18 protein-coding genes are annotated in these 19,037 nt (G+C 55.2%); 1 reads left to right on the top strand and 17 read right to left on the bottom strand.

All coding sequences use genetic code 11. The annotated features are described in order from the left end of the window. From LBO03_01360 to LBO03_01280, 17 genes are all read right to left on the bottom strand, one after another. Nucleotides 1–873, bottom strand: coding sequence for a helical backbone metal receptor (locus tag LBO03_01360; GenBank protein ID MDR3348249.1), 873 nt, complete (start codon nucleotides 871–873; stop codon nucleotides 1–3). A gap of 78 nt (nucleotides 874–951) precedes the next feature. Further along, on the bottom strand, nucleotides 952–2,622 hold the full coding sequence (ilvB, locus tag LBO03_01355) for a biosynthetic-type acetolactate synthase large subunit (protein MDR3348248.1): 1,671 nt from the start codon (nucleotides 2,620–2,622) through the stop codon (nucleotides 952–954). 33 nt (nucleotides 2,623–2,655) lie between these two features. Next, entirely contained in the window at nucleotides 2,656–3,783 is a 1,128-nt protein-coding gene (gene leuB / locus LBO03_01350) for a 3-isopropylmalate dehydrogenase (GenBank protein ID MDR3348247.1), read from the bottom strand. Nucleotides 3,784–3,831: 48 nt separating this feature from the next. Then, the gene (leuC, locus tag LBO03_01345; GenBank protein ID MDR3348246.1) at nucleotides 3,832–5,094 is read right to left on the bottom strand and encodes a 3-isopropylmalate dehydratase large subunit; all 1,263 of its coding nucleotides are present in this window, start codon (nucleotides 5,092–5,094) and stop codon (nucleotides 3,832–3,834) included. A gap of 8 nt (nucleotides 5,095–5,102) precedes the next feature. Continuing rightward, nucleotides 5,103–5,594 carry a 3-isopropylmalate dehydratase small subunit gene (locus LBO03_01340; protein MDR3348245.1) on the bottom strand — a complete coding sequence of 164 codons (492 nt, stop codon included), beginning with the start codon at nucleotides 5,592–5,594 and terminating at the stop codon, nucleotides 5,103–5,105. A gap of 25 nt (nucleotides 5,595–5,619) precedes the next feature. Then, a complete protein-coding gene (gene leuC / locus LBO03_01335; GenBank protein MDR3348244.1) occupies nucleotides 5,620–6,876 on the bottom strand; it encodes a 3-isopropylmalate dehydratase large subunit in 1,257 nt (418 codons plus the stop codon). A gap of 27 nt (nucleotides 6,877–6,903) precedes the next feature. Continuing rightward, nucleotides 6,904–8,445: a 2-isopropylmalate synthase gene (locus tag LBO03_01330; protein MDR3348243.1), complete on the bottom strand. Its 1,542-nt coding sequence runs from the start codon at nucleotides 8,443–8,445 to the stop codon at nucleotides 6,904–6,906. 92 nt (nucleotides 8,446–8,537) lie between these two features. After that, entirely contained in the window at nucleotides 8,538–9,533 is a 996-nt protein-coding gene (gene ilvC, locus LBO03_01325; GenBank protein MDR3348242.1) for a ketol-acid reductoisomerase, read from the bottom strand. 71 nt (nucleotides 9,534–9,604) lie between these two features. Further along, a complete protein-coding gene (ilvN, locus tag LBO03_01320) occupies nucleotides 9,605–10,156 on the bottom strand; it encodes an acetolactate synthase small subunit (protein MDR3348241.1) in 552 nt (183 codons plus the stop codon). 335 nt (nucleotides 10,157–10,491) lie between these two features. Further along, a complete protein-coding gene (dusB, locus tag LBO03_01315) occupies nucleotides 10,492–11,529 on the bottom strand; it encodes a tRNA dihydrouridine synthase DusB (protein ID MDR3348240.1) in 1,038 nt (345 codons plus the stop codon). After that, on the bottom strand, nucleotides 11,465–12,316 hold the full coding sequence (locus tag LBO03_01310) for a type III pantothenate kinase (GenBank protein ID MDR3348239.1): 852 nt from the start codon (nucleotides 12,314–12,316) through the stop codon (nucleotides 11,465–11,467). Before LBO03_01310 ends, dusB begins: the two co-directional genes overlap by 65 nt. Before the next feature lie 53 nt (nucleotides 12,317–12,369). Further along, nucleotides 12,370–13,362: a biotin--[acetyl-CoA-carboxylase] ligase gene (locus LBO03_01305; GenBank protein ID MDR3348238.1), complete on the bottom strand. Its 993-nt coding sequence runs from the start codon at nucleotides 13,360–13,362 to the stop codon at nucleotides 12,370–12,372. Nucleotides 13,363–13,439: 77 nt separating this feature from the next. Continuing rightward, the gene (gene ftsH, locus LBO03_01300; GenBank protein MDR3348237.1) at nucleotides 13,440–15,371 is read right to left on the bottom strand and encodes an ATP-dependent zinc metalloprotease FtsH; all 1,932 of its coding nucleotides are present in this window, start codon (nucleotides 15,369–15,371) and stop codon (nucleotides 13,440–13,442) included. Nucleotides 15,372–15,530: 159 nt separating this feature from the next. Next, the gene (gene hpt / locus LBO03_01295; protein MDR3348236.1) at nucleotides 15,531–16,079 is read right to left on the bottom strand and encodes a hypoxanthine phosphoribosyltransferase; all 549 of its coding nucleotides are present in this window, start codon (nucleotides 16,077–16,079) and stop codon (nucleotides 15,531–15,533) included. Further along, nucleotides 16,069–17,493 (bottom strand): tRNA lysidine(34) synthetase TilS, encoded by a 1,425-nt coding sequence (tilS, locus tag LBO03_01290; GenBank protein MDR3348235.1) that lies wholly within the window; start codon nucleotides 17,491–17,493, stop codon nucleotides 16,069–16,071. Before tilS ends, hpt begins: the two co-directional genes overlap by 11 nt. 143 nt (nucleotides 17,494–17,636) lie before the next feature. Further along, nucleotides 17,637–18,074: a S1 RNA-binding domain-containing protein gene (locus LBO03_01285; GenBank protein ID MDR3348234.1), complete on the bottom strand. Its 438-nt coding sequence runs from the start codon at nucleotides 18,072–18,074 to the stop codon at nucleotides 17,637–17,639. Between the two features lie 80 nt (nucleotides 18,075–18,154). Further along, nucleotides 18,155–18,430, bottom strand: a complete 276-nt coding sequence (locus tag LBO03_01280; protein ID MDR3348233.1) for a septum formation initiator family protein — start codon at nucleotides 18,428–18,430, stop codon at nucleotides 18,155–18,157. Between the two features lie 205 nt (nucleotides 18,431–18,635). Between LBO03_01280 and LBO03_01275 the strand changes: the two genes are divergently transcribed. Further along, a partial coding sequence (locus LBO03_01275; GenBank protein MDR3348232.1) for a hypothetical protein occupies nucleotides 18,636–19,037 on the top strand: 402 nt, incomplete at its 3' end.

Below are 19,037 nucleotides of genomic sequence, written 5' to 3'. Positions count from 1 at the left end.
TTACCGTCCCTCGCCGTAAACGGCGTCCACAATCTGCGGCAGGGCTTCAATGCTGCGCGGGCCGGGGCGCACAATCCAATCGCCGAACACAGTAACCACCCGGCCGCCGCGCACGGCGCCCAACTCCCTCAGCGTGTCCGGCATTATATCGGCGCGGCTTCCCATGTCGTTGCCGCGCAGCCTAAGGTATACGTCAGGATTGGCGGCGTATATTTTTTCAATGTCCCAATTGTAGTAGTCGGCATCCGCGCCGCCCGCGACGTTAATGCCGCCCGCTTCCGCCACCAGCCCGCTCAGATAGGAACGCCGGCCAACGGTCAGGATGGGTTTGTCCCAAACCTCTATAAACACGCGCGGCTTGTCCGTATGCCGGGCAAGCCGCGTTTTAGCCTCCCGGCGCCCCGCGTCCAGTTTTTGGCGCAAAGCGCCGCCTTCTTTCTCTCTTCCTATTGTTTGGGCAATAGTGTCTACGCTCGCGAGTATTTCGTCAATGTCCGCGTTCTTCACCGGCATGACGTAAAGGCCGGCCCTTTGCAATTGGCGGATCGCCTCCGACTGCAAGGTGCTGTTGGCGAATACGACGTCAGGGCCGAGCAGGACGATTTTTTCTATGTCGGGGGCGAAAAATCCGCCTATTTTTTCTTTGGACAGCGCCTGCGCCGGATAGTCGCAGTAAGTGGTTACCCCGACAATCTCCGCATCGGCGCCGAGCGCGAAAAGTATTTCCGTATTCGACGGCGACAAAGACACTATTTTTGTTATTTTCTGCCGGGGCCTGTCCTCTACGGACGGCGGCCTTAGCGCTCCTTCGCCCGCCAGTCCGGCGGCGATCAAAAAAAACATGATAAAAAGAATATATTCGCGCTTGTTCATGGTTCGCCTTTCGCTGAAAAATAGTCGCCCCGGCTGCGCCGCCGCAGGATTTTTTCGGAATGCGGCGGCATTGGGCATTTATTCGGGCGGCAAAGGAAACTTTACATAGGAATTTAAGCCGCCGCCGATATTCACCATGGGCTTTACCATGTCAGAGGGCTTGATTACGGCCTCAATAAACCGAGGCTCATCAGCCGCCAGCGCCCCGTCGAGCGCGGCTGCGAATTTTTCCGCTGTATCCGCCCGCTCGCCCTTTATTCCGAAAGCTCCCGCGTAAGCGATAAAATCCATTATGGGCGGCAATTCACAGGAAAAACGCCGCCCTTCAAAAAGCACTTGCTGCAACTGGCGTATCATGCCCAATCCGTCGTTGTTGAACAGTACGCTGACAATCGGCAATTTATGCCGGGCAATAGTATAAAGCTCGTTGCCGGTCATTTTGAAGCCGCCGTCGCCTGACACGACGACAACGCGGCTACCCGGCCGGGAAAACTGCGCGCCGATCGCCGCCGGAAGGCCAAACCCCATGCAACCTTGTCCGCCGGAAGTTATCCAGTTGCGCGGGCGGGCAATCCTGATGTGCTGCGCCACCCACATTTGATGCTGTCCGACGTCGGTTACGATAATTACGTCGCGCCCACGCGCCGCATCATCCAAAGCCCGCACAAAAAGCGGCGCGGCCGTCCCCCGGAAAGACTCGTCGACGCCCGGCCATTCGTTAATGGAATTCCACCAGGATTGCGGGGTTTTGCCGCTGATTCGCGCACAAAGTTTCCGCAGGCAGCATTTCATGTTGCCTGCCAAACCTATGCCGGCAAAAACATTTTTGTCAATTTCCGCCGGATCGACGTCTACGTGTATAACAGTTTTCTTTTCGGTATAGGCTTTGGGGTCGCCGGTAACCCGGTCGTTGAACCTGCTGCCCACCGCCAGAAGGACGTCGGCGGCCTGTACCGCGTTGTTCGCCCGCTCCAGTCCGTGCAGTCCGGTCATGCCCAAAAACAGGCGGTGTTCTCCCGGAAAAGCGCCCAGGCCCATGAGCGTGCTGCCCACGGGCATATTTATTTTCTCCGCCAGCTCCACCAGTTCCGGCTGCACCTCGGCGGCAACCGCCCCTCCGCCGGTCAAAAGAAGCGGCCGGCGCGCGTTCTTGATCGCCGCGGCGGCCGCGTCGATGTCGTCGTTGCCGCATTGCCGCTCAAACGCGACATCCCGGTTTTTTCCTTCGCCGGGAACATATTCGATCGGCATGACCTGTATGTCACGCGGCACATCGACCAATACCGGCCCCGGCCGGCCGGATTTGGCGATGTCGAAAGCCAGCCGGATGGTCCCGGCAAGATGTTTCGGGTTTTTAACTAAGAAATTATGCTTGGTAACCGGCATGCTGATCCCGGTTATATCGACTTCCTGAAAAGCGTCGCGCCCGATCAGGTTTCGCGCCACCTGCCCGGTGATCGCCACCACCGGTATGGAGTCCATGAAAGCGGTGGCCAAGCCTGTTATCAAGTTGGTTGCGCCCGGGCCGGAGGTGGCGATACATACGCCGACCCGCCCGCTGCCCCTGGCGTAACCGTCGGCGGCGTGCGCCGCCCCCTGCTCGTGGACGGTAAGTATATGCTCAATAGTTTTTGAGCCGGCCAGCGCATCGTAAAAAGGCAAAATAGCGCCGCCGGGGTAGCCAAACACTTTGTCCACCCCTTGTTCTTCCAAACAGCGAAGTATTATATTGGCGCCGCTCATTTGCATATCGTATCCTCCCCAATGACCTGCCCGGCGCTATTAAAGCTCTTTTTCCACCAGGGCGCTCATCTGTTCCGTCGTTACTTTGGTAAAACCTGCGCCGTAAAGGTCAGCCGTCCGGTAGCCCATTGCCAGAACTTTGTCCACCGCGCCTTCTATCGCGGCGGCGGCGGCTTCCTCGCGCAGGGAAAAACGCAAAAGCATGGCGGCTGAAAGAATGGCGCCCAATGGGTTGGCGATGCCCAATCCGGCAATGTCCGGCGCCGACCCGTGAATAGGCTCAAACAAGCCGGGCCCTTCGCCCACGCTGGCGGACGGCAGCATGCCGATCGAACCGGTAATGACGGCGGCCTCGTCGCTTAAAATATCGCCGAAAAGATTGCTTGTTACTATGACGTCAAAGGCTTTGGGATTTAAGATCAATTGCATGGCGCAATTGTCAACGTACATATTCTCCAGGCGCGCCCCGGGGAAATCCAGCGCCGCCCGCGCCGCGATTTTCCGCCAGAGGCGCGATGACGCGAGCACGTTGGATTTGTCGACCGACGTTACCTTTTTTTTGCGCGACAGCGCCGCCCGCAGGGCATAACGCACCACCCGCTCAATTTCCGGCGCGCTGTACTCCTCCATATCCCAGGCGCGCTCTATTGTTTCTCCATCGATAAAAGCCTCGCGGCGCTTGCCGAAGTATATGCCGCCGGTAAGTTCGCGCACGATCAGAAGGTCAGCACCAACGACATTTTCCGCTTTAAGGGGCGAGTTGTCGGCCAGCGCGGGCTGGACGCGGACAGGGCGCAGGTTTATGTAAAGGCCCATTTCTTTGCGCAAACCGAGTATGGCTTTTTCCGCTCTAAGTTCCGGCGGCACATCGTCCCACTTTGGCCCGCCGACCGCGCCGAGCAGCGCCGCGTCAGCCTCCGCGCAGGCCGTTACCGTGTCGGCGGGCAAAGGCAGCCCGAATTTGTCAAGCGCCGCGCCGCCCGCGCATTTTTCCACAAATTCAAAATTTATTTTTTGTTTTGCCGCCGCTTTGTCCAGCACGCGCCGGGCGGCGGCCACTATTTCCGGCCCTATGCCATCGCCGGGTATGAGTATGATTTTCTTCATCGTTTCCGCCTCATTTACTTTCATCTCGCCGGACGCGCGCCGGAACGGGAACACTATCATTTTCAAAAAGCGCGAGCCGCCCAACAAGGCGATGCTTCGCCTTGGGCGTCAAGCGCCGGCGATTTCAGCCGGATCGGTTATCCGGCCAGTTACGGCGCTGGCCGCCGCCACGTAAGGTCCCGCTAAGTATATTTCGCTGTCCGCCGCCCCCATGCGCCCTTTGAAATTGCGATTGGTGGTGGACACTGCCCGCTCGCCCGCCGCCAGTATGCCCATGTGCCCGCCAAAGCAAGGCCCGCAGGTAGGAGTGCTGACCGCCGCCCCGGCGTCGACAAATGTCCGCAGGTAGCCGAGAGCCATCGCTTGGCTGTAGATCTCTTGCGTGGCGGGAATGACGATGGCGCGGACTTTTTTATTTATTTTGCGCCCCTTCAGGATTTCCGCCGCCTGGGCGAGATCGTCCAGCCGCCCGTTCGTGCAGGAACCTATGACCGCCTGATCTATGGCGACGCCGGAAAGTTCTTTGGCGGGCTTGACGTTTTCCGGCAGGTGTGGGCAGGCGACCACCGGTTCCAGCAGGGAAAGGTTTATTGCAACCCTTTTCTCGTAAAACGCGTCCGCATCCGCCGTTTCCGGCCGGCATGCCCGCTGCGCGCGCCCTTCAAGATAGGCTTCGGTAACGCTGTCGCAGGGAAATATGCCATTTTTGGCGCCGGCTTCGATCGCCATGTTCGCTATGGTAAAACGATCCGCCATCGTCAGCCGCGCAACGCCCGATCCCGAGTATTCCAATGATTTATAACGGGCGCCGTCTACGCCGATCCGCCCGATAAGCGCAAGGACTACATCCTTGCCCCGCACGTAGCGCGGCAGGCTGCCGCAAAGTTCAACGCCAATGGCGGCGGGGACTTTAAGCCAGGCCCGGCCGGTCGCGAGCGCCGCCCCGAGGTCGGTCAGGCCAACGCCGGTGGCGAAAGCGTTAAGCGCCCCGTAAGTGCAGGTATGCGAGTCGGCGCCGACGATCAGATCCCCGGGCGCGATTAGCCCGCTGTCCGGCAGGAGGGCGTGTTCTATACCCATGCGGCCTATTTCAAAGTAATGGGCTATTTGATATTTTCGGGCAAATTCACGCAGTTTCTTCGCCAATTCCGCCGATTTCATATCGTTGGCCGGACAAAAATGATCCGGCACCAGCACAACTTTATTTTTGTCAAAAACCGCCGGTCGACCAATTTTCTCAAATTCAGCGAAAGTCTGCGCGCCCATTATGTCGTTGGTCAGCGCCAAGTCAACGGCGGCGGTTATAATGTCGCCCGCCTCCACTTTATCCACTTCGGCGCGCCTGGCGAGTATTTTTTGCGTTACGGTCATGCCCACGGTCAGTTTTTTCCTTTGACGTAGTTGATCAGCCCGCCCGCTTTGGTTATTTCTTGTATGAATCCCGGCAGGGGCTTGGTCGCGATGGTTATATTTTTGTTTGTGATTTTAATTTCGCCTTTGGCGGCGTCTACCTCCAGCGTGTCGCCGTCCTCGATCTTTTCCACTTCCTCCCCTATTTCCATGGCCGGCAGGCCAATGTTGATAGCGTTGCGGTAAAAGATTCGGGCAAAGCTGTCGGCGATGACCGCCGGCACTCCCCTGACTTTAAGCACGAGCGGCGCGTGTTCGCGGCTGGAGCCGCAACCGAAGTTCTTGCCTGCGACTATATAATCGCCTGTCCGCGCCTGTTTGGCGAAATCGGCGTCTATGTCTTCCATGGCGTGTTCCGCCAGTTCATGGTGGTCGGCTATATTCAAATAGCGGGCGGGAATGATGACGTCGGTATCGACATGGTGGCCGTAGCGCCAGACATTTCCTGCTTTTTTCCTCATAATCGGCAACCTCCGGTTTTATTTGTCATATTTCGGCCGGATGGGCGATACGGCCCAATACGGCGCTGGCGGCGGCAACATAGGGCCCGGACAGATAGACTTCGCTGTCCACGTGTCCCATCCGCCCCCTGAAATTGCGGTTGGTCGTGGACACTGCCCGCTCCCCCGCCGCCAGTATGCCCATATGCCCGCCCAGGCAAGGCCCGCAGGTGGGAGTGCTGACCGCCGCCCCCGCTTCGATAAAGTCCTTTATGTAGCCGCGTTCCATCGCTTCCAGATAGACAGCTTGCGTAGCCGGCAAAACGATCATCCGTACGCCTTCGTGAATTTTGCGGCCGCGAACAATCTCCGCCGCTTGCTTTAGATCCGACAGCCGGCCGTTAGTGCAGGAACCGACAATCACCTGGTCTATTTTCGTTTGTTTGAGTTGGGCAGCCGGCTTGACGTTCTCCGGCAGATGCGGGCAGGCGACCACCGGTTCCAACCGGGAAAGGTCAAGGGTTATCGTCTGTTCAAAGGCGGCGTCCCCGTCCGGCGCGACCGGTTCATAGGGTCGGGCCGCCCTGCCGCTCAAATATTTTTCCGTGATGGCGTCAAAAGGAAAGATCCCGGCTTTGCCGCCGGCTTCGATCGCCATGTTGCAGATGGTCAGGCGATCGTCCGCCGAAAGCTGCGCTATGTCGCCGGAAAATTCCAGCGACCGGTAGCGCGCCCCGTCCACCCCGATCATGCCGATAAGGGAAAGTATGACGTCCTTGCCCTTCACGTAAGGCGGCAGATGGCCCGTAAGCTCCACTTTAATGGTAGGGGGAACCTTGAACCAACTGCTGCCTGACGCCATGGCCGCGCCGATGTCCGTCTGCCCGACACCCGTGCCGAAAGCGTTCAGCGCGCCGTACGTGCAGGTATGCGAATCGCCGCCAATAATGACTTCCCCGGGCGCGATCAGTCCGATTTCCGGCAAAAGGGCGTGTTCGACGCCCATGCGCCCCACGTCGTAATAATGGGTTATATCCTGCGCAAAGGCAAAATCACGGACGACCTTGCACATCTGCGCCGATTTGATGTCTTTATTGGGCGCGAAATGATCCAGCACCAGCGCAATTTTATCTTTGGCGAAAACTTTTCCCTGGCCGATTTTTTCAAATTCCCAGATTGCCGGCGGCGCCGTTATGTCGTTGGCCAGCACCAAGTCGACGCCGCAGATCAAAAGCTCCCCCGGTTCGACCTTTGCCCGGCCGGCGTGTTTTGCCAATATTTTCTCCGTTATGGTCATGCCCATAAAAAACACCTCTTTGCCGGCGCGTTTTCACAGCGCGCCCTCGTCGTTGCCTGGAAACCCGCAAGCTGCGATCATGCTGTTGATCGCGTTTATGTAGGCCCTTATGCTGGCTTCGATAATGTTTGTGCTAAGACCGCGCCCGTAAAATTTCTTGCCTTCGCGCTCGACAAGCACCGTAGATTCACCGAGCGCGTCCACGCCGCCGGTAACGGCTTTCAATTGGAAATCTTTCAGATCAATGTCAAAGCCTACCGCTTTTTCCACCGCTTTATAGGCGGCGTCAACCGGCCCGTCGCCGAAACAGACTTCTTCCGTCCTGCCCGTGCTTGATTCCAACACTACCGAACCGATCGCCCGCCCTCCGCTTGAGCTGTGTTCCTGATGAGATACCAAACGGAACCATTCAGGCCGGTAAGCGGCCTTCTCGGATACCAACGCTTCGATGTCCCGGTCGGAGATATTCTTTTTGCGGTCGGCCAATTCTTTAAAACGAACAAAAAGCTGGTTGTTTTTCTCCTGATCAAAATCGTAGCCCATTTCCTGCAAACGGGCGACGAAAGCGTGCCGCCCGGAATGTTTGCCGAGGACGATGGCATTGGAACTTATGCCGACAGTTTCCGGCGTCATAATCTCGTAAGTCAAGGGATTGGAGAGTACGCCGTGCTGGTGTATGCCCGCCTCATGCGCGAAAGCGTTTTCGCCGACAATCGCTTTAATGGGGTGGATGCCGACGCCGGTCAGCGAGCTGACCAGCCGGCTGGTCCTGAATATTTGCTGCGTGTCTATGTTGGTGGCCACCTTATAGTAATTGCCGCGGGTCGCCAGGGCCATTACTACCTCTTCCATGGCGGCGTTGCCGGCCCTTTCGCCAATGCCGTTTACCGTACATTCCACCTGCCGCGCGCCCGCTTCAATCGCCGCGAGGGAGTTGGCCACGGAAAGGCCCAAATCGTCGTGGCAATGCACGCTGATGACCGCTTTGTCGATATTCTCCACATGCTCGCGCAGATAGCGGATAAGGCCGGCGTATTCGCCCGGCGTGGTATAGCCTACGGTATCGGGCACATTGACAATGGACGCGCCCGCATTTATGGCTTTTTGGTAAAGCCGGCGGAGAAAGTCCCAATCCGAACGGGTCGCGTCCTCGGCGGAAAATTCCACTTCCCCTGCGTATCGGCGGGCGAGCGCGACCGACTTTTCCGCCGCTTCCAATACTTCGTCCCGGGTCATCTTCAATTTGTACTCCAAGTGTATGTCGCTAGCGGCGATAAATACGTGTATGCGCGGATTTTCCGCCGCCCGGAGCGCCTCTCCGGCACGTTCGATATCTTCCTGCGCGGTTCGGGCCAGGCCGCAGACGATAGATTCCTTGATGTTTTCCGCGATCGCTTTTACCGCTTCAAAATCGCCGTTTGAAGTTATGGGAAAACCCGCTTCAATAACATCTACTTTCATCTTGGCCAACGCGCGGGCTATTTCCAGTTTTTCCGGTATGCCGAGCGCTATGCCGGGAGTCTGCTCCCCGTCGCGCATGGTTGTGTCAAAAATCTTGACTATCCGGTTATCCATACAATACCTCCTAAAAATAGCGGCCGGCATTTTGTCCGAGAGGAAGCTCCAATAATCTGGCGGAAGCCATGGATTATTAGAAGTTCACGGAACTATTGCTTTTTTATCCAACTCATCATCGACCGCAGGTCGCGCCCGACCACTTCTATCGGATGCGCGGCTTCGCGCCGGCGGGCCGCGTTAAAGGCCGGGCGGTTGGCTTGGTTCTCTAACAGCCAGCGGTTGGCGAAGGTTCCGTTTTGTATCTCTTTCAAAATCCGGCGCATTTCGTTTTTTGTTTCCTCCGTAATGATGCGCGGCCCGGAAACGTAGTCGCCGTATTCGGCGGTGTCGCTGACCGAATGGCGCATTTTGCCCATTCCGCCTTCATAGAGCAGGTCGACAATCAATTTCATTTCGTGCATGCACTCAAAATAGGCGCTTTCCGGCTTGTAGCCGGCTTCCACCAGCACTTCAAACCCGGCCTTGATCAGGGCGGTAATGCCGCCGCACAAAACGCACTGTTCGCCAAAAAGATCCGTTTCGGTTTCCTCGAGGAAAGTAGTTTCCAAAACCCCGGCGCGCGTCCCGCCGATGCCGCGGGCGTAAGCCAGCCCTATGTCATGGGCGTTGCCGGAGGCGTTTTTATGCACGGCCAAAAGACAGGGGACACCGGCTCCTTCCGTATATACGCGCCGCACGAGATGCCCTGGCCCTTTGGGGGCGACCATGAATACGTCGATGTTCGGCGGCGGCGCGATTTGCCCGAAATGGATATTGAACCCGTGCGCGAAAGCAAGCGCCGCGCCTTCTTTAAGGTTCGGCTGGATCTGCTCTTTGTAGAGGGCGGCCTGTTTTTCGTCCGGAACAAGTATCATTACTATATCGGCTTTTTTCACGGCCTCGGCAGTTTCCAAGGCTTTAAGGCCGGCTTTTTCCGCTTTTTCGATTGACTTGCTGCCCTTATAAAGTCCAACGACCACATCGACGCCGCTGTCTTTCAGATTGAGGGCGTGCGCGTGCCCTTGGCTGCCGTAGCCAATAACCGCTATTGTTTTGCCTTTCAAAAATTCCATGTTCGCGTCTTTGTCATAATACATTTTTGCCATTTTTACCTCTCCTTTAAAGTAAATTATCTGTAGATTTTATTTTCAGGGAACATCCAATTGAAAAACGGCCGTCAGATCACCATGCAGGTATTTTCCCCCACATCCTCATCCGGCCAGTTATATCTGGAAGCCTTGCCGAAACTCATGCATTTGTCCCCCCGCTCAAGGGCGATGACGCCCGTCTGCACCATTTCGAGTATGCCGTAAGGCGCCATTATATCCACAAAAGCCTTGATTTTGCGCTCAACGCCTGTTACCTCGAATATAACGGCTTCGGCGCCGATATCTATGACGCTGACGCGAAACACCTCGGCCAGCTTTAATATTTCCATGCGGTTGCTGCCTGCCGCCACTTTGACAAGCGCCATCCCTCTTGACATTTTTGTTTCATCAGGCAAAAGGCGCACGTCTTCCACCTCGACTAATTTAACAAGCTGTTTCATGATCTGCTCCACCGTCGCGTCGTCGTTGTCCACGGTTACCGTCATGCGCGAAAATTTTTTGTTTTGCGTCATGCCGACGGCCAGGCTGTCGATATTGAACCCGCGCCGGGAAAACATGCCGGCCACGCGCATAAGCACCCCCGGTTGGTTCCTTACCACTATTGACAAAACCTTTTTCATTGCCATCCCCCCTGAAAACCTAAAGCCCCTATCCGCCGAATCTGCGGATAGGGGCGCAAAAACGCGATACCACCCTATTTTTTGCTCTGCACCGAACTAATGCTGTTCTCATCCGGCCGCGGGTAACGTCCGCCGACGCCTTGCCCTACAAATTTTCAGGCAAGATGTTCCCAGGCGAAGTATTCACTACCGAAAGTCTCCCGACCCCCTGACGGAACCGTCTTGGCTCGCACCAACCGCCAACTCTCTAAACCGGCCTGCCCGCAGCTTTTTTCCTGGTCATCACATTTATTGGCATATTGTCTTAATTGTTTAATATTATGACAGCATTAACGCTAATTGTCAACAAGTAAATTATTTTCGCCCGCCGCCTTTTCAATCTCCGCTCCGCCTGCACAGGCGCCGCGCCGGAGCAGCCTGCCTTCGTAAGCGCGCAGCGCGCGGCAAAATTCCCGCCGCGTACAAACTTGGCCGAACAGCTTGCGACATTCCGCCGCAAAGGGCAGCCCCTTGATGTAATCGCCGGCATGCCGGCGCATTTCTTTAAGCGCCACGGTTTCCCCTTTGTGTTCAATCAAAAGCTCCAAATGCCGCGCCATGAGCGCGAATTTTTCCGGCGCGCCCGGCGGGGGCGGCAAAGGATCTCCCCGCAGGCAAGCGGCGATTTCGGCAAACAGCCAAGGGTTGCCCGCTGCCGCCCGCCCGATCATAACCGCCGCGCAGCCGGTTTCGGCAAACATCCGCTTGGCGTCCGCAGCGGCTTTTATGTCGCCGTTACCGATGACGGGTATGCCAACCGCGCCAACGGTCGCCTTTATCACCTGCCAGTCGGCCGCGCCGGCGTAAAATTGGGAACGCGTCCGGGCGTGAACGGTTATGGCCAATGCGCCGGCTTTCTCGGCCAAAAAAGCGATTTCCGGCGCGTTCACCGCATGTTCGTCCCAACCAGAGCGTATTTTCACCGTTACCGGTATATTTACGCTATCGGCCATCCGGGCGACTATCTCGTAAACAAGCGCCGGTTCCCGTAAAAGTGCCGCGCCCTCGCCGTTTTTTACTACTTTGGCCGCCGGGCAGCCCATATTGACGTCGATTATGTCGGGCGAAAGATCAGCCGCGCGTTTGGCGGCCAAAGCCATTTCCTCCGGGTCGCGGCCGAAAAGCTGCACGGCGAACGGCCTTTCCGCCTGTTCAAACCGCATTAGGGCCAAAGTGTTTTTGTTGCTATATAAAAGCCCCTTGGCGCTGACCATCTCCGACACCAAAAGGCCGCAGCCCTTTTCCTTGGCCAGCCGCCGGAACGGTTGATCAGTTATGCCCGCCATCGGCGCCAAAACGATCGGCGGTTCTATGGTCAGTTTGTTTATCTGCATGATTTACCTCTGGCGCCGGCAAGTTGCGTTTATGGATGATCCTGAGCCCGTCAAGGGTCAAAAACGGTTCCAGAGAATTAATGGCCGAAGCTTCGGAAGCCATCAGCGCGGCTAAACCGCCGGTGGCTATGACGTGGGCAGATTGGCCAAGTTCTTCTTTCATCCTTTTTATTATGCCTTCGATCAGCCCGACATAGCCGTAAATGATGCCGGCCTGCATGCTGCGTACTGTATTGCGGCAGATAACCGTCCGGGGCTTGCGCAATTCGATCCTCGGCAATTTGGCCGCGCGCTGAAAGAGGGCGTCCGTGGAAATTCCTATGCCGGGCGCGATCGCGCCGCCCAAATATTCGCCTTTTCCGTTGATCACGCAAAAGGTCGTGGCCGTGCCCATGTCTATGACAATAATGGGCGCAAAATCCCGGTATTTTTCATAGGCGGCCACGGCGTTGACGATACGGTCGGCGCCGACTTCGCGCGGGTTTTCATACTTAATGGCTATACCGGTTTTTACGCCGGGGCCGACGATGAGCGGCTTGACATTAAAATACCGCTGGCACATGCGAACGAGCGGCACCGTCAAAGGCGGCACAACGGTGGAGATGACTATGTCGCGTATCGCTTCCATGTCTATACGGCTGTGCGCGAAGAGGTTCCCGATCAGTATGCCGTATTCGTCGGCCGTCTTGTTCCGGTCGCTGGAGACGCGCCAGTGCACCACAAGCGTTTCCTCGTCATAAATGCCGGCGACGATATTGGTATTGCCGACATCCAACACCAACAGCATTTTATTGCTTGCCCCCTCGTATCAATAATGTCAATATTGCCATCGCAGGCGCGTTAAACATAGCCTCCGCTCCCGGCCATACGGACAGAGACATCGCCTGCGAGGACTTTTTCCAACTTGCCGGAATCGCGAAGCACCAGCAGCGCTCCGGTTTCATCAATATCCACGGCTTCGCCGGCAAAGGATCCGTCCGGCGCGTCTACGCGCACTTTGCGCCCCAAGGTTGCGGAATATTCGCGCCACCGTTTCAGCGCCGGGACAAAGCCGCCCTTTACCGTCTCGTCATATGTTTTCTCCAGCGTGCCAAGCACATTGGCCAGAAGGCGCGCCCGCTTGACCGGCGCGGCGGCGAAATCATTCAGCGAGCCGGCCTTGCCTTTCAGGTCGCCGGGCAAAACATCCTCCGGTATATCGGTGTTTATGCCCGCCCCTATGACCACATAATTGATCGCTTCCATCTCGGCGCTCATTTCCGTCAGTATGCCGCAAATTTTCTTTCCTTGCAGCAAAATATCGTTCGGCCATTTTATGCTCGCTTGCACTCCCGGATAAATGGCCAGCGCCTCCGCCAAAACTACCGCCATAAGCAAGGTTAGCTTCGGCGCTTCTTGCGGCAGAAAGGGCGGGCGCAATACGGCGGAAAACCAAAGTCCCCTGTGCAAAGGCGAAAACCAGCCCCTGGCAAGGCGGCCGCGGCCGCCTGTCTGTTCTTCCGCGACGACGAGCGTCCCGTGCGGGCAACCGTCAAGCGCCTCTTGCTTGGCGACATTGTTGGTGGATTTTACCGAAGTGCGGTAGATGATCCTTCGCCCCAGCCAACGCGTGTCCAAACAGGCGGCTATCTCCCCCGGCAGGACGAGGTCGGGCGGGGAATAGAGGATATAGCCTTTTTTATTGACGGCCTGAATGTCGTAGCCGGCTTGTTTCAGCCTCTGGATGTGTTTCCATACAGCCGTCCGCGAAACCAACAGTTTTTTCGATATTTTTTCCCCCGACAGCGGAGTCCCGATATGTTCGCGTAAAATGTTTATGATGGCATCCCGCATTTTTGCCTCTGAACCCCCGATGCCACCCTAAAAAATAGCGACGGCTGTCCGTCGCTATTTTTTAGGGTGGAAAATTGTTAAAAAACCGTACGCGAGTTGTTGCCGTCAATAAGCGGCGGCTCCGGCCTGGCTGTTTCCGCTTTAGGCGCAGCAATCAGCGGCGCGGCGGCCGGTTCCGGAGCGGGTGCCGCCTTTTCTTTCCCCGCCGGCATGCAGCCGCGTTCCATAAGGCTGGCAATGTCTTCGGCTTCGAGCGTCTCCCATTCCAGCAGGGAATCGGCCAAAAGGTGCAGTTTATCAATGTTGTCGCGCAGAATGGTTTCCGCCTCGGCATAAGCTTCTTCAATAAACATTTTTACTTCTTTGTCTATAGCGAACGCGATTTCTTCGCTATAGTCCTTGTCATGGCCAAAGTCGCGTCCCATGAACACTTGGTCGCGCCTTTGCCCAAAGGTTACCGGGCCCAGCCGCTCGCTCATGCCGTACTGACAGATCATTTTGCGCGCGATCGCCGTAGCGCGCTCCAAATCGCTTTGCGCGCCGGTAGATATTTCCCCCAGCACGATTGACTCGGCTACCCGTCCGCCTAAAAGTTCCTTTATCGTATCAAGCAGTTCGGAGCGGGTGGCGTAGTTGCGGTCTTCCTTCGGGCGTGTCAGCGTATAGCCGCCCGCCCCGCCGCGCGGTATGATCGAAACTTTATGGACGGGGTCGGTATGTTTGAGCAAGGTGGCGATAAGCGCATGTCCGCCTTCATGGTAGGCCACCAGCCGTTTTTCTTTGTCGCTGATCACCCTGCTTTTGCGCTCAGGGCCGGCCATGACGCGTTCAATGGCATCTTCCATTTCATTTGCGCCAATGCGCTTTTTGTTGCGGCGAGCCGACAAAAGCGCCGCTTCGTTGACCATATTGCTTAAATCAGCGCCGGTAAAGCCCGGCGTGCCCCTAGCCAAAGAATCGAGATCGACGCCTTTCTCCACCGGTTTGCCTTTGGTATGCACTTTCAGTATTTCGCGGCGCCCCTTCACGTCCGGTTTGTCCACTACGATCTGGCGGTCGAAACGGCCGGGGCGCAAAAGAGCCGGATCAAGTATGTCGGGCCGGTTGGTGGCCGCGATAATGATGATCCCTTCATTGATGCCAAAACCGTCCATCTCAACCAGCAATTGATTGAGCGTCTGCTCGCGCTCGTCATGGCCGCCGCCGAGCCCGGCTCCCCTTTGCCGCCCAACTGCGTCTATTTCGTCAATGAACACTATGCAGGGGGCGCTTTTTTTCGCCTGTTCAAACAGATCGCGCACCCGCGAGGCGCCAACGCCCACAAACATTTCCACGAAATCCGAGCCGCTGATGCTGAAAAACGGCACGCCGGCCTCGCCGGCAACCGCTTTGGCCAAAAGGGTCTTGCCCGTGCCGGGCGGTCCGAAAAGCAGCACGCCTTTAGGTATGCGCGCGCCCAAATCATTGAATTTCTTGGGGTGTTTCAAAAACTCGACCACTTCTTCAAGTTCTTGTTTTGATTCATCCGCCCCGGCCACGTCGGCGAAGGATATCTTAACCTTGTCGTCGCCATACATCTTGGCGCGGCTCTTGCCAAAAGACATTACCCGGCTGCCGCCCCCTTGGGTCTGCTGCATAATGAAAAACCATACCCCGATGAGGAGCAGCATGGGCAAAAGCGAGGAGAACAGGCTGGTCCACCACGGCGGCTGCGGCGGCAATTCCGCTCTTATCTCAACATTGTTGCGCGCCAAAAGATCTATAAGTTTAGGGTCGCCGGGCGCTATGGTAGTAAACTCCACGCCGGCTTTGGTCTTGCCCCTGATGATGTTGTCAACAATCGTTACCTGCGCTATTTCGCCCTGTTCCACCTGTTTTACAAAGCTCGTATAGGAAATTTCCTGCTTGGGCACTGTATGCGAAGAATAAAAGTCAATGATATATATGGCAACTATTATTATCAGCAAATAAAAACTCACGTTTTTGAAAAATTTATTCAAAAATACAATCCTCCCTCCGGCAGTGAAAGCCAACGGCAACAATCAAATCATCAACCGCACGCTTGAATATTATAATACAATATGTTGGCGGCAAGGGCAAGCGGTATTTAATATACTTTACCGCCAATTAACCGGCACCCGCCAAAAACGCGGCGGCAAGGAAACAGTTCAAGTTTTACTGTATACGCTTTTTTTCAATATGCCGACATAGGGAAGGTTGCGGTATTTTTGCGCGTAGTCCAGCCCATAGCCAACGAGAAATTCATCCGGCGCGACAAAACCCGTGTAATCAACTGTCAGGGCAGTTTCGCGGCGCGCGGGCTTGTCAAGGAAGGCGCAGATTTTTAAGCTGGCCGGGCCCAACCCGGACAGCTTGGCGGCTGTGTAATTGAGCGTCAATCCAGTATCCGCGATGTCGTCCACCAAAATAATGTGGCGGCCGGCCATATCGCCGCCCACGTCTTTTTTCACGGTTATCCGTCCGCTGGACATGGACGACCCGCCGTAAGAGGACACGGACATAAAATCATAATAGACCGGCAAACGTATTTGCCGCGCCAGATCGGCCATAAAAGTTACCGCGCCGGTCAAAAGGCCGATCATTGTTATTTCCTGCCCGGCATAGTCGCGCGTTATCTCCTCGCCCAACTGCCCTACCCGTTCCTTTATCCTGCCGGCATCGGCAAATATGCGTTCAATGTCCTGTTCAAGATCCATTTATGTACTCCTTTTCGATCAGTTCAAGATAAATCCATTTGTCAACCGAACCGGATTCTTCGCGGTAAGCGCCGCGCACGCCGGCAATCCACAATATACCGGCGCCATCGACTACCAAAGGTATATTGTCTCTTTCCGCCAGCGGTATTTTGCTGTCAATAAGAAATTCTTTGAGTTTGCGCTTGCTGCCGTTCATGCCTGGCGGCAAAAACACGTCCCCGGGCGCCCTTGCCCTGACAACAAGCCCTTTATCGGCCACGGCAGCCGGAAAGGCCGCTTTGCGGGCATCGATTGCCCTTGGCTTTTCACCGCGAAAAATCGAGGCACGCACTATCCGTTTATCCGGCAATACTACCCGTCCGGGCACGGGCAGGAAATATTCGCCGGAAAGCGCCGCCTTTTTCTCCTGCAGATTGGCGGCCGAGAGCTGCAATGCGGCGTAATCTTTTTTTACCTTCAGTCCGCCCGGCAACTCCAGCACGGCGCCTGTCCTGCTTTCGCTTAAAAGCTCCTGCACTTTTGCGATGTGTTTATAATTTATGTAGGCATCCGGTTTCTCCTGCAAACATTCCTTGATCGCCATGAGCAGTACGCGGGAAACAATGGCCGGATCCATGCTTTTCAATTTACCGCTCGCAAGGGATACTTCCCCGTCTTGGACAGAAACCGCTTCTGTCCGATAACATTCCCTGGCCAAACCGGCCAAAAAATCGGCGTCGCGCGCGAGCATGCCGCCGAAACGGCAAATAGCCGGAATTACTTCAGGATTGTATTCGCCGAGGATCGGCAAAAGTTCCAGGCGCACTTTGTTGCGCAAATATTTCTTGTCTGAGTTGCTGCTGTCCGTCCGATAGTCAATGTTGTTTTGCCGGCAAAACGCTTCTATTTCTTTCCTAGATACGAACAGGAGCGGCCTGACAACATTGCCGCGGCGGTTTTTTATCCCGCTTGCCCCTTCGATGCCGCTGCCGCGCAAAATATTCATAAGGATGGTTTCGGCGTTGTCTTCCTGGTTGTGCGCCACGGCGACAACCGACAAGTCATGTTCTTTCGCCATGCCATCCAAAGCTCGATAGCGCAAGATGCGCGCCGCTTCCTCTGTCGAGCAGCCGTTTTCTTCCGCAAACGCCGGCACGTCTACTTTGGCCAAAACAAAAGGCAGGCCGCGCCGCCGGCAAAAATCACTTACCCACAAAGCGTCTTGCTGCGCTTCTTCTCCCCTGATTTGATGATTCACATGCCCGACTGTAATCTGCCAACTGAAAAGGCGCGACAATACGCACAGTATTTCCGCAAGACAAACGGAATCCATTCCGCCGGAACAGGCAACCAACACTTTTTCGCGGTATTTAAGCAGATTGTGTTTCTGTATGTAATTTTTTACTTTATTGACAAGCGCCCCGTCCAAATCCAAGGAGTCCCCTCTCCGGCATAAAACGGGCTGCCTTTGGGCAGACAGTCCAATGCGGGGTTGCAACCGCGTTCAACAAATAAACAAAAAGAGCATCGGGAAATGCCCTTTCGCCGGCACCCAGCCTGCGCGCGCCTGCCGGCGGGTCAGCCGCTGCGGCGGTTAGCGCCGCGCCCGCCGCGTTTTGTTTCCGTGTTCTTTTTAAGGTCAGTCAGCCGATCCTCGCTGTCTTTTAAGAACCTCGATATCTTGTCCTCAAAAGACGCTGCGGCAACCGGCGGCCGCCCGGCCGGCCGCACCGCCGGCTTTGCCGCTATACGCGCTTCCCCAGCGGCTCTTTGTTTGTTTTCGGGCGACGCCTGTTTTATGGACAACCCTATCTTTCCGCGCGGGTCAACGGAAAGCACTTTGACTTTGACTTTTTCCTTTTCTTTAAGAAAATCATGCACGTCACGCACATATAAGTCGGAAACCTCGGAAATATGGACAAGTCCCACATTGTTTTCAGGCAATTCAACAAAAGCCCCGAAATTAGTGATTCGCGTGATAACTCCCTCAATGACAGAACCTGCTTCTATCGCCATATACCCAGACAGGCCTCCTAATTTAACTTCCTTCTATAACCATAATAATTATACTCTTGCAAATTATTCCGTGTCAACAACTACTCTTTCACCAATACCGGCATTTCCTCTTTTTTTACCATATTGTAATGTTCGCGGGCAACTTTTTCTATATAAGAAGGGTCGTTGACGCTTTTTTGCTCTTCCTGCATTTTTTCATATTGGCGCGTCAATTCGGCAACCTTTGTCCTGGTCGCGTTTATTTCATTATTCAAATGATAAATCTTAATTTCCTGCTCAATAATCTGCACAACGAAAAAACACAGCAAAACAATAAAAGTGCAGCGAAAAAGACTTATTTTTCTGTGCTTTATCATAAACCCACCGCAAATAAATTTTGCCGCGCGCCTTTTTTCTAGGGCGGGGACTGGCTTTTGTGGCCCGATATTAACAAATTTTTACAAAATTTCATTTTAACAAGCATATAATTATAGTTAAGTATAGCATTTAATTCGCCCTTTGTCAGCCTTGGGACAGCTTTTTATTGCCGATGCGCAAAAATATTCCCCGGGAGTGCCTTTTATGTATAAGACAAGCATAAGGTTCAAGATAATGGCCGCCCTTCTCGGCATGGTTATCCTCACCCTGTCCATTTTCAGTTTTTATGCGTTGAACGAGGTCAGGAAATACAGCGAAAGACATTTCACTGTCATGCTTTTTAACTACGCCAAGCACAGCGAACACATCGTCAACTCCCATTACGGATCCGACCGCTACAAGTGGATTTCCCTGCTGCTGCCAAATTCGGAGCAGACCAGGCATATGAACATAGAGATAATAAACGAAAGCGGAGCGGTCATTTTCGCTTCCAACAAGCATATTTCACCTTTCAATCAAAAAAATTTTCCGGAAATCAAGCAAGCGTTCGCCGGCCAAGAAGGGTTAGCGACAAGGAACAACAGCGGCGGCGAAAAATTCTTCTAT

It is taken from the genome of Acidaminococcales bacterium, from assembly GCA_031290885.1.
GTDB lineage: Bacteria > Bacillota > Negativicutes > Acidaminococcales > JAISLQ01 > JAISLQ01.
Note: the sequence above shows the minus strand (reverse complement) of the source record. Positions and strands in the feature narration are given on the sequence as shown.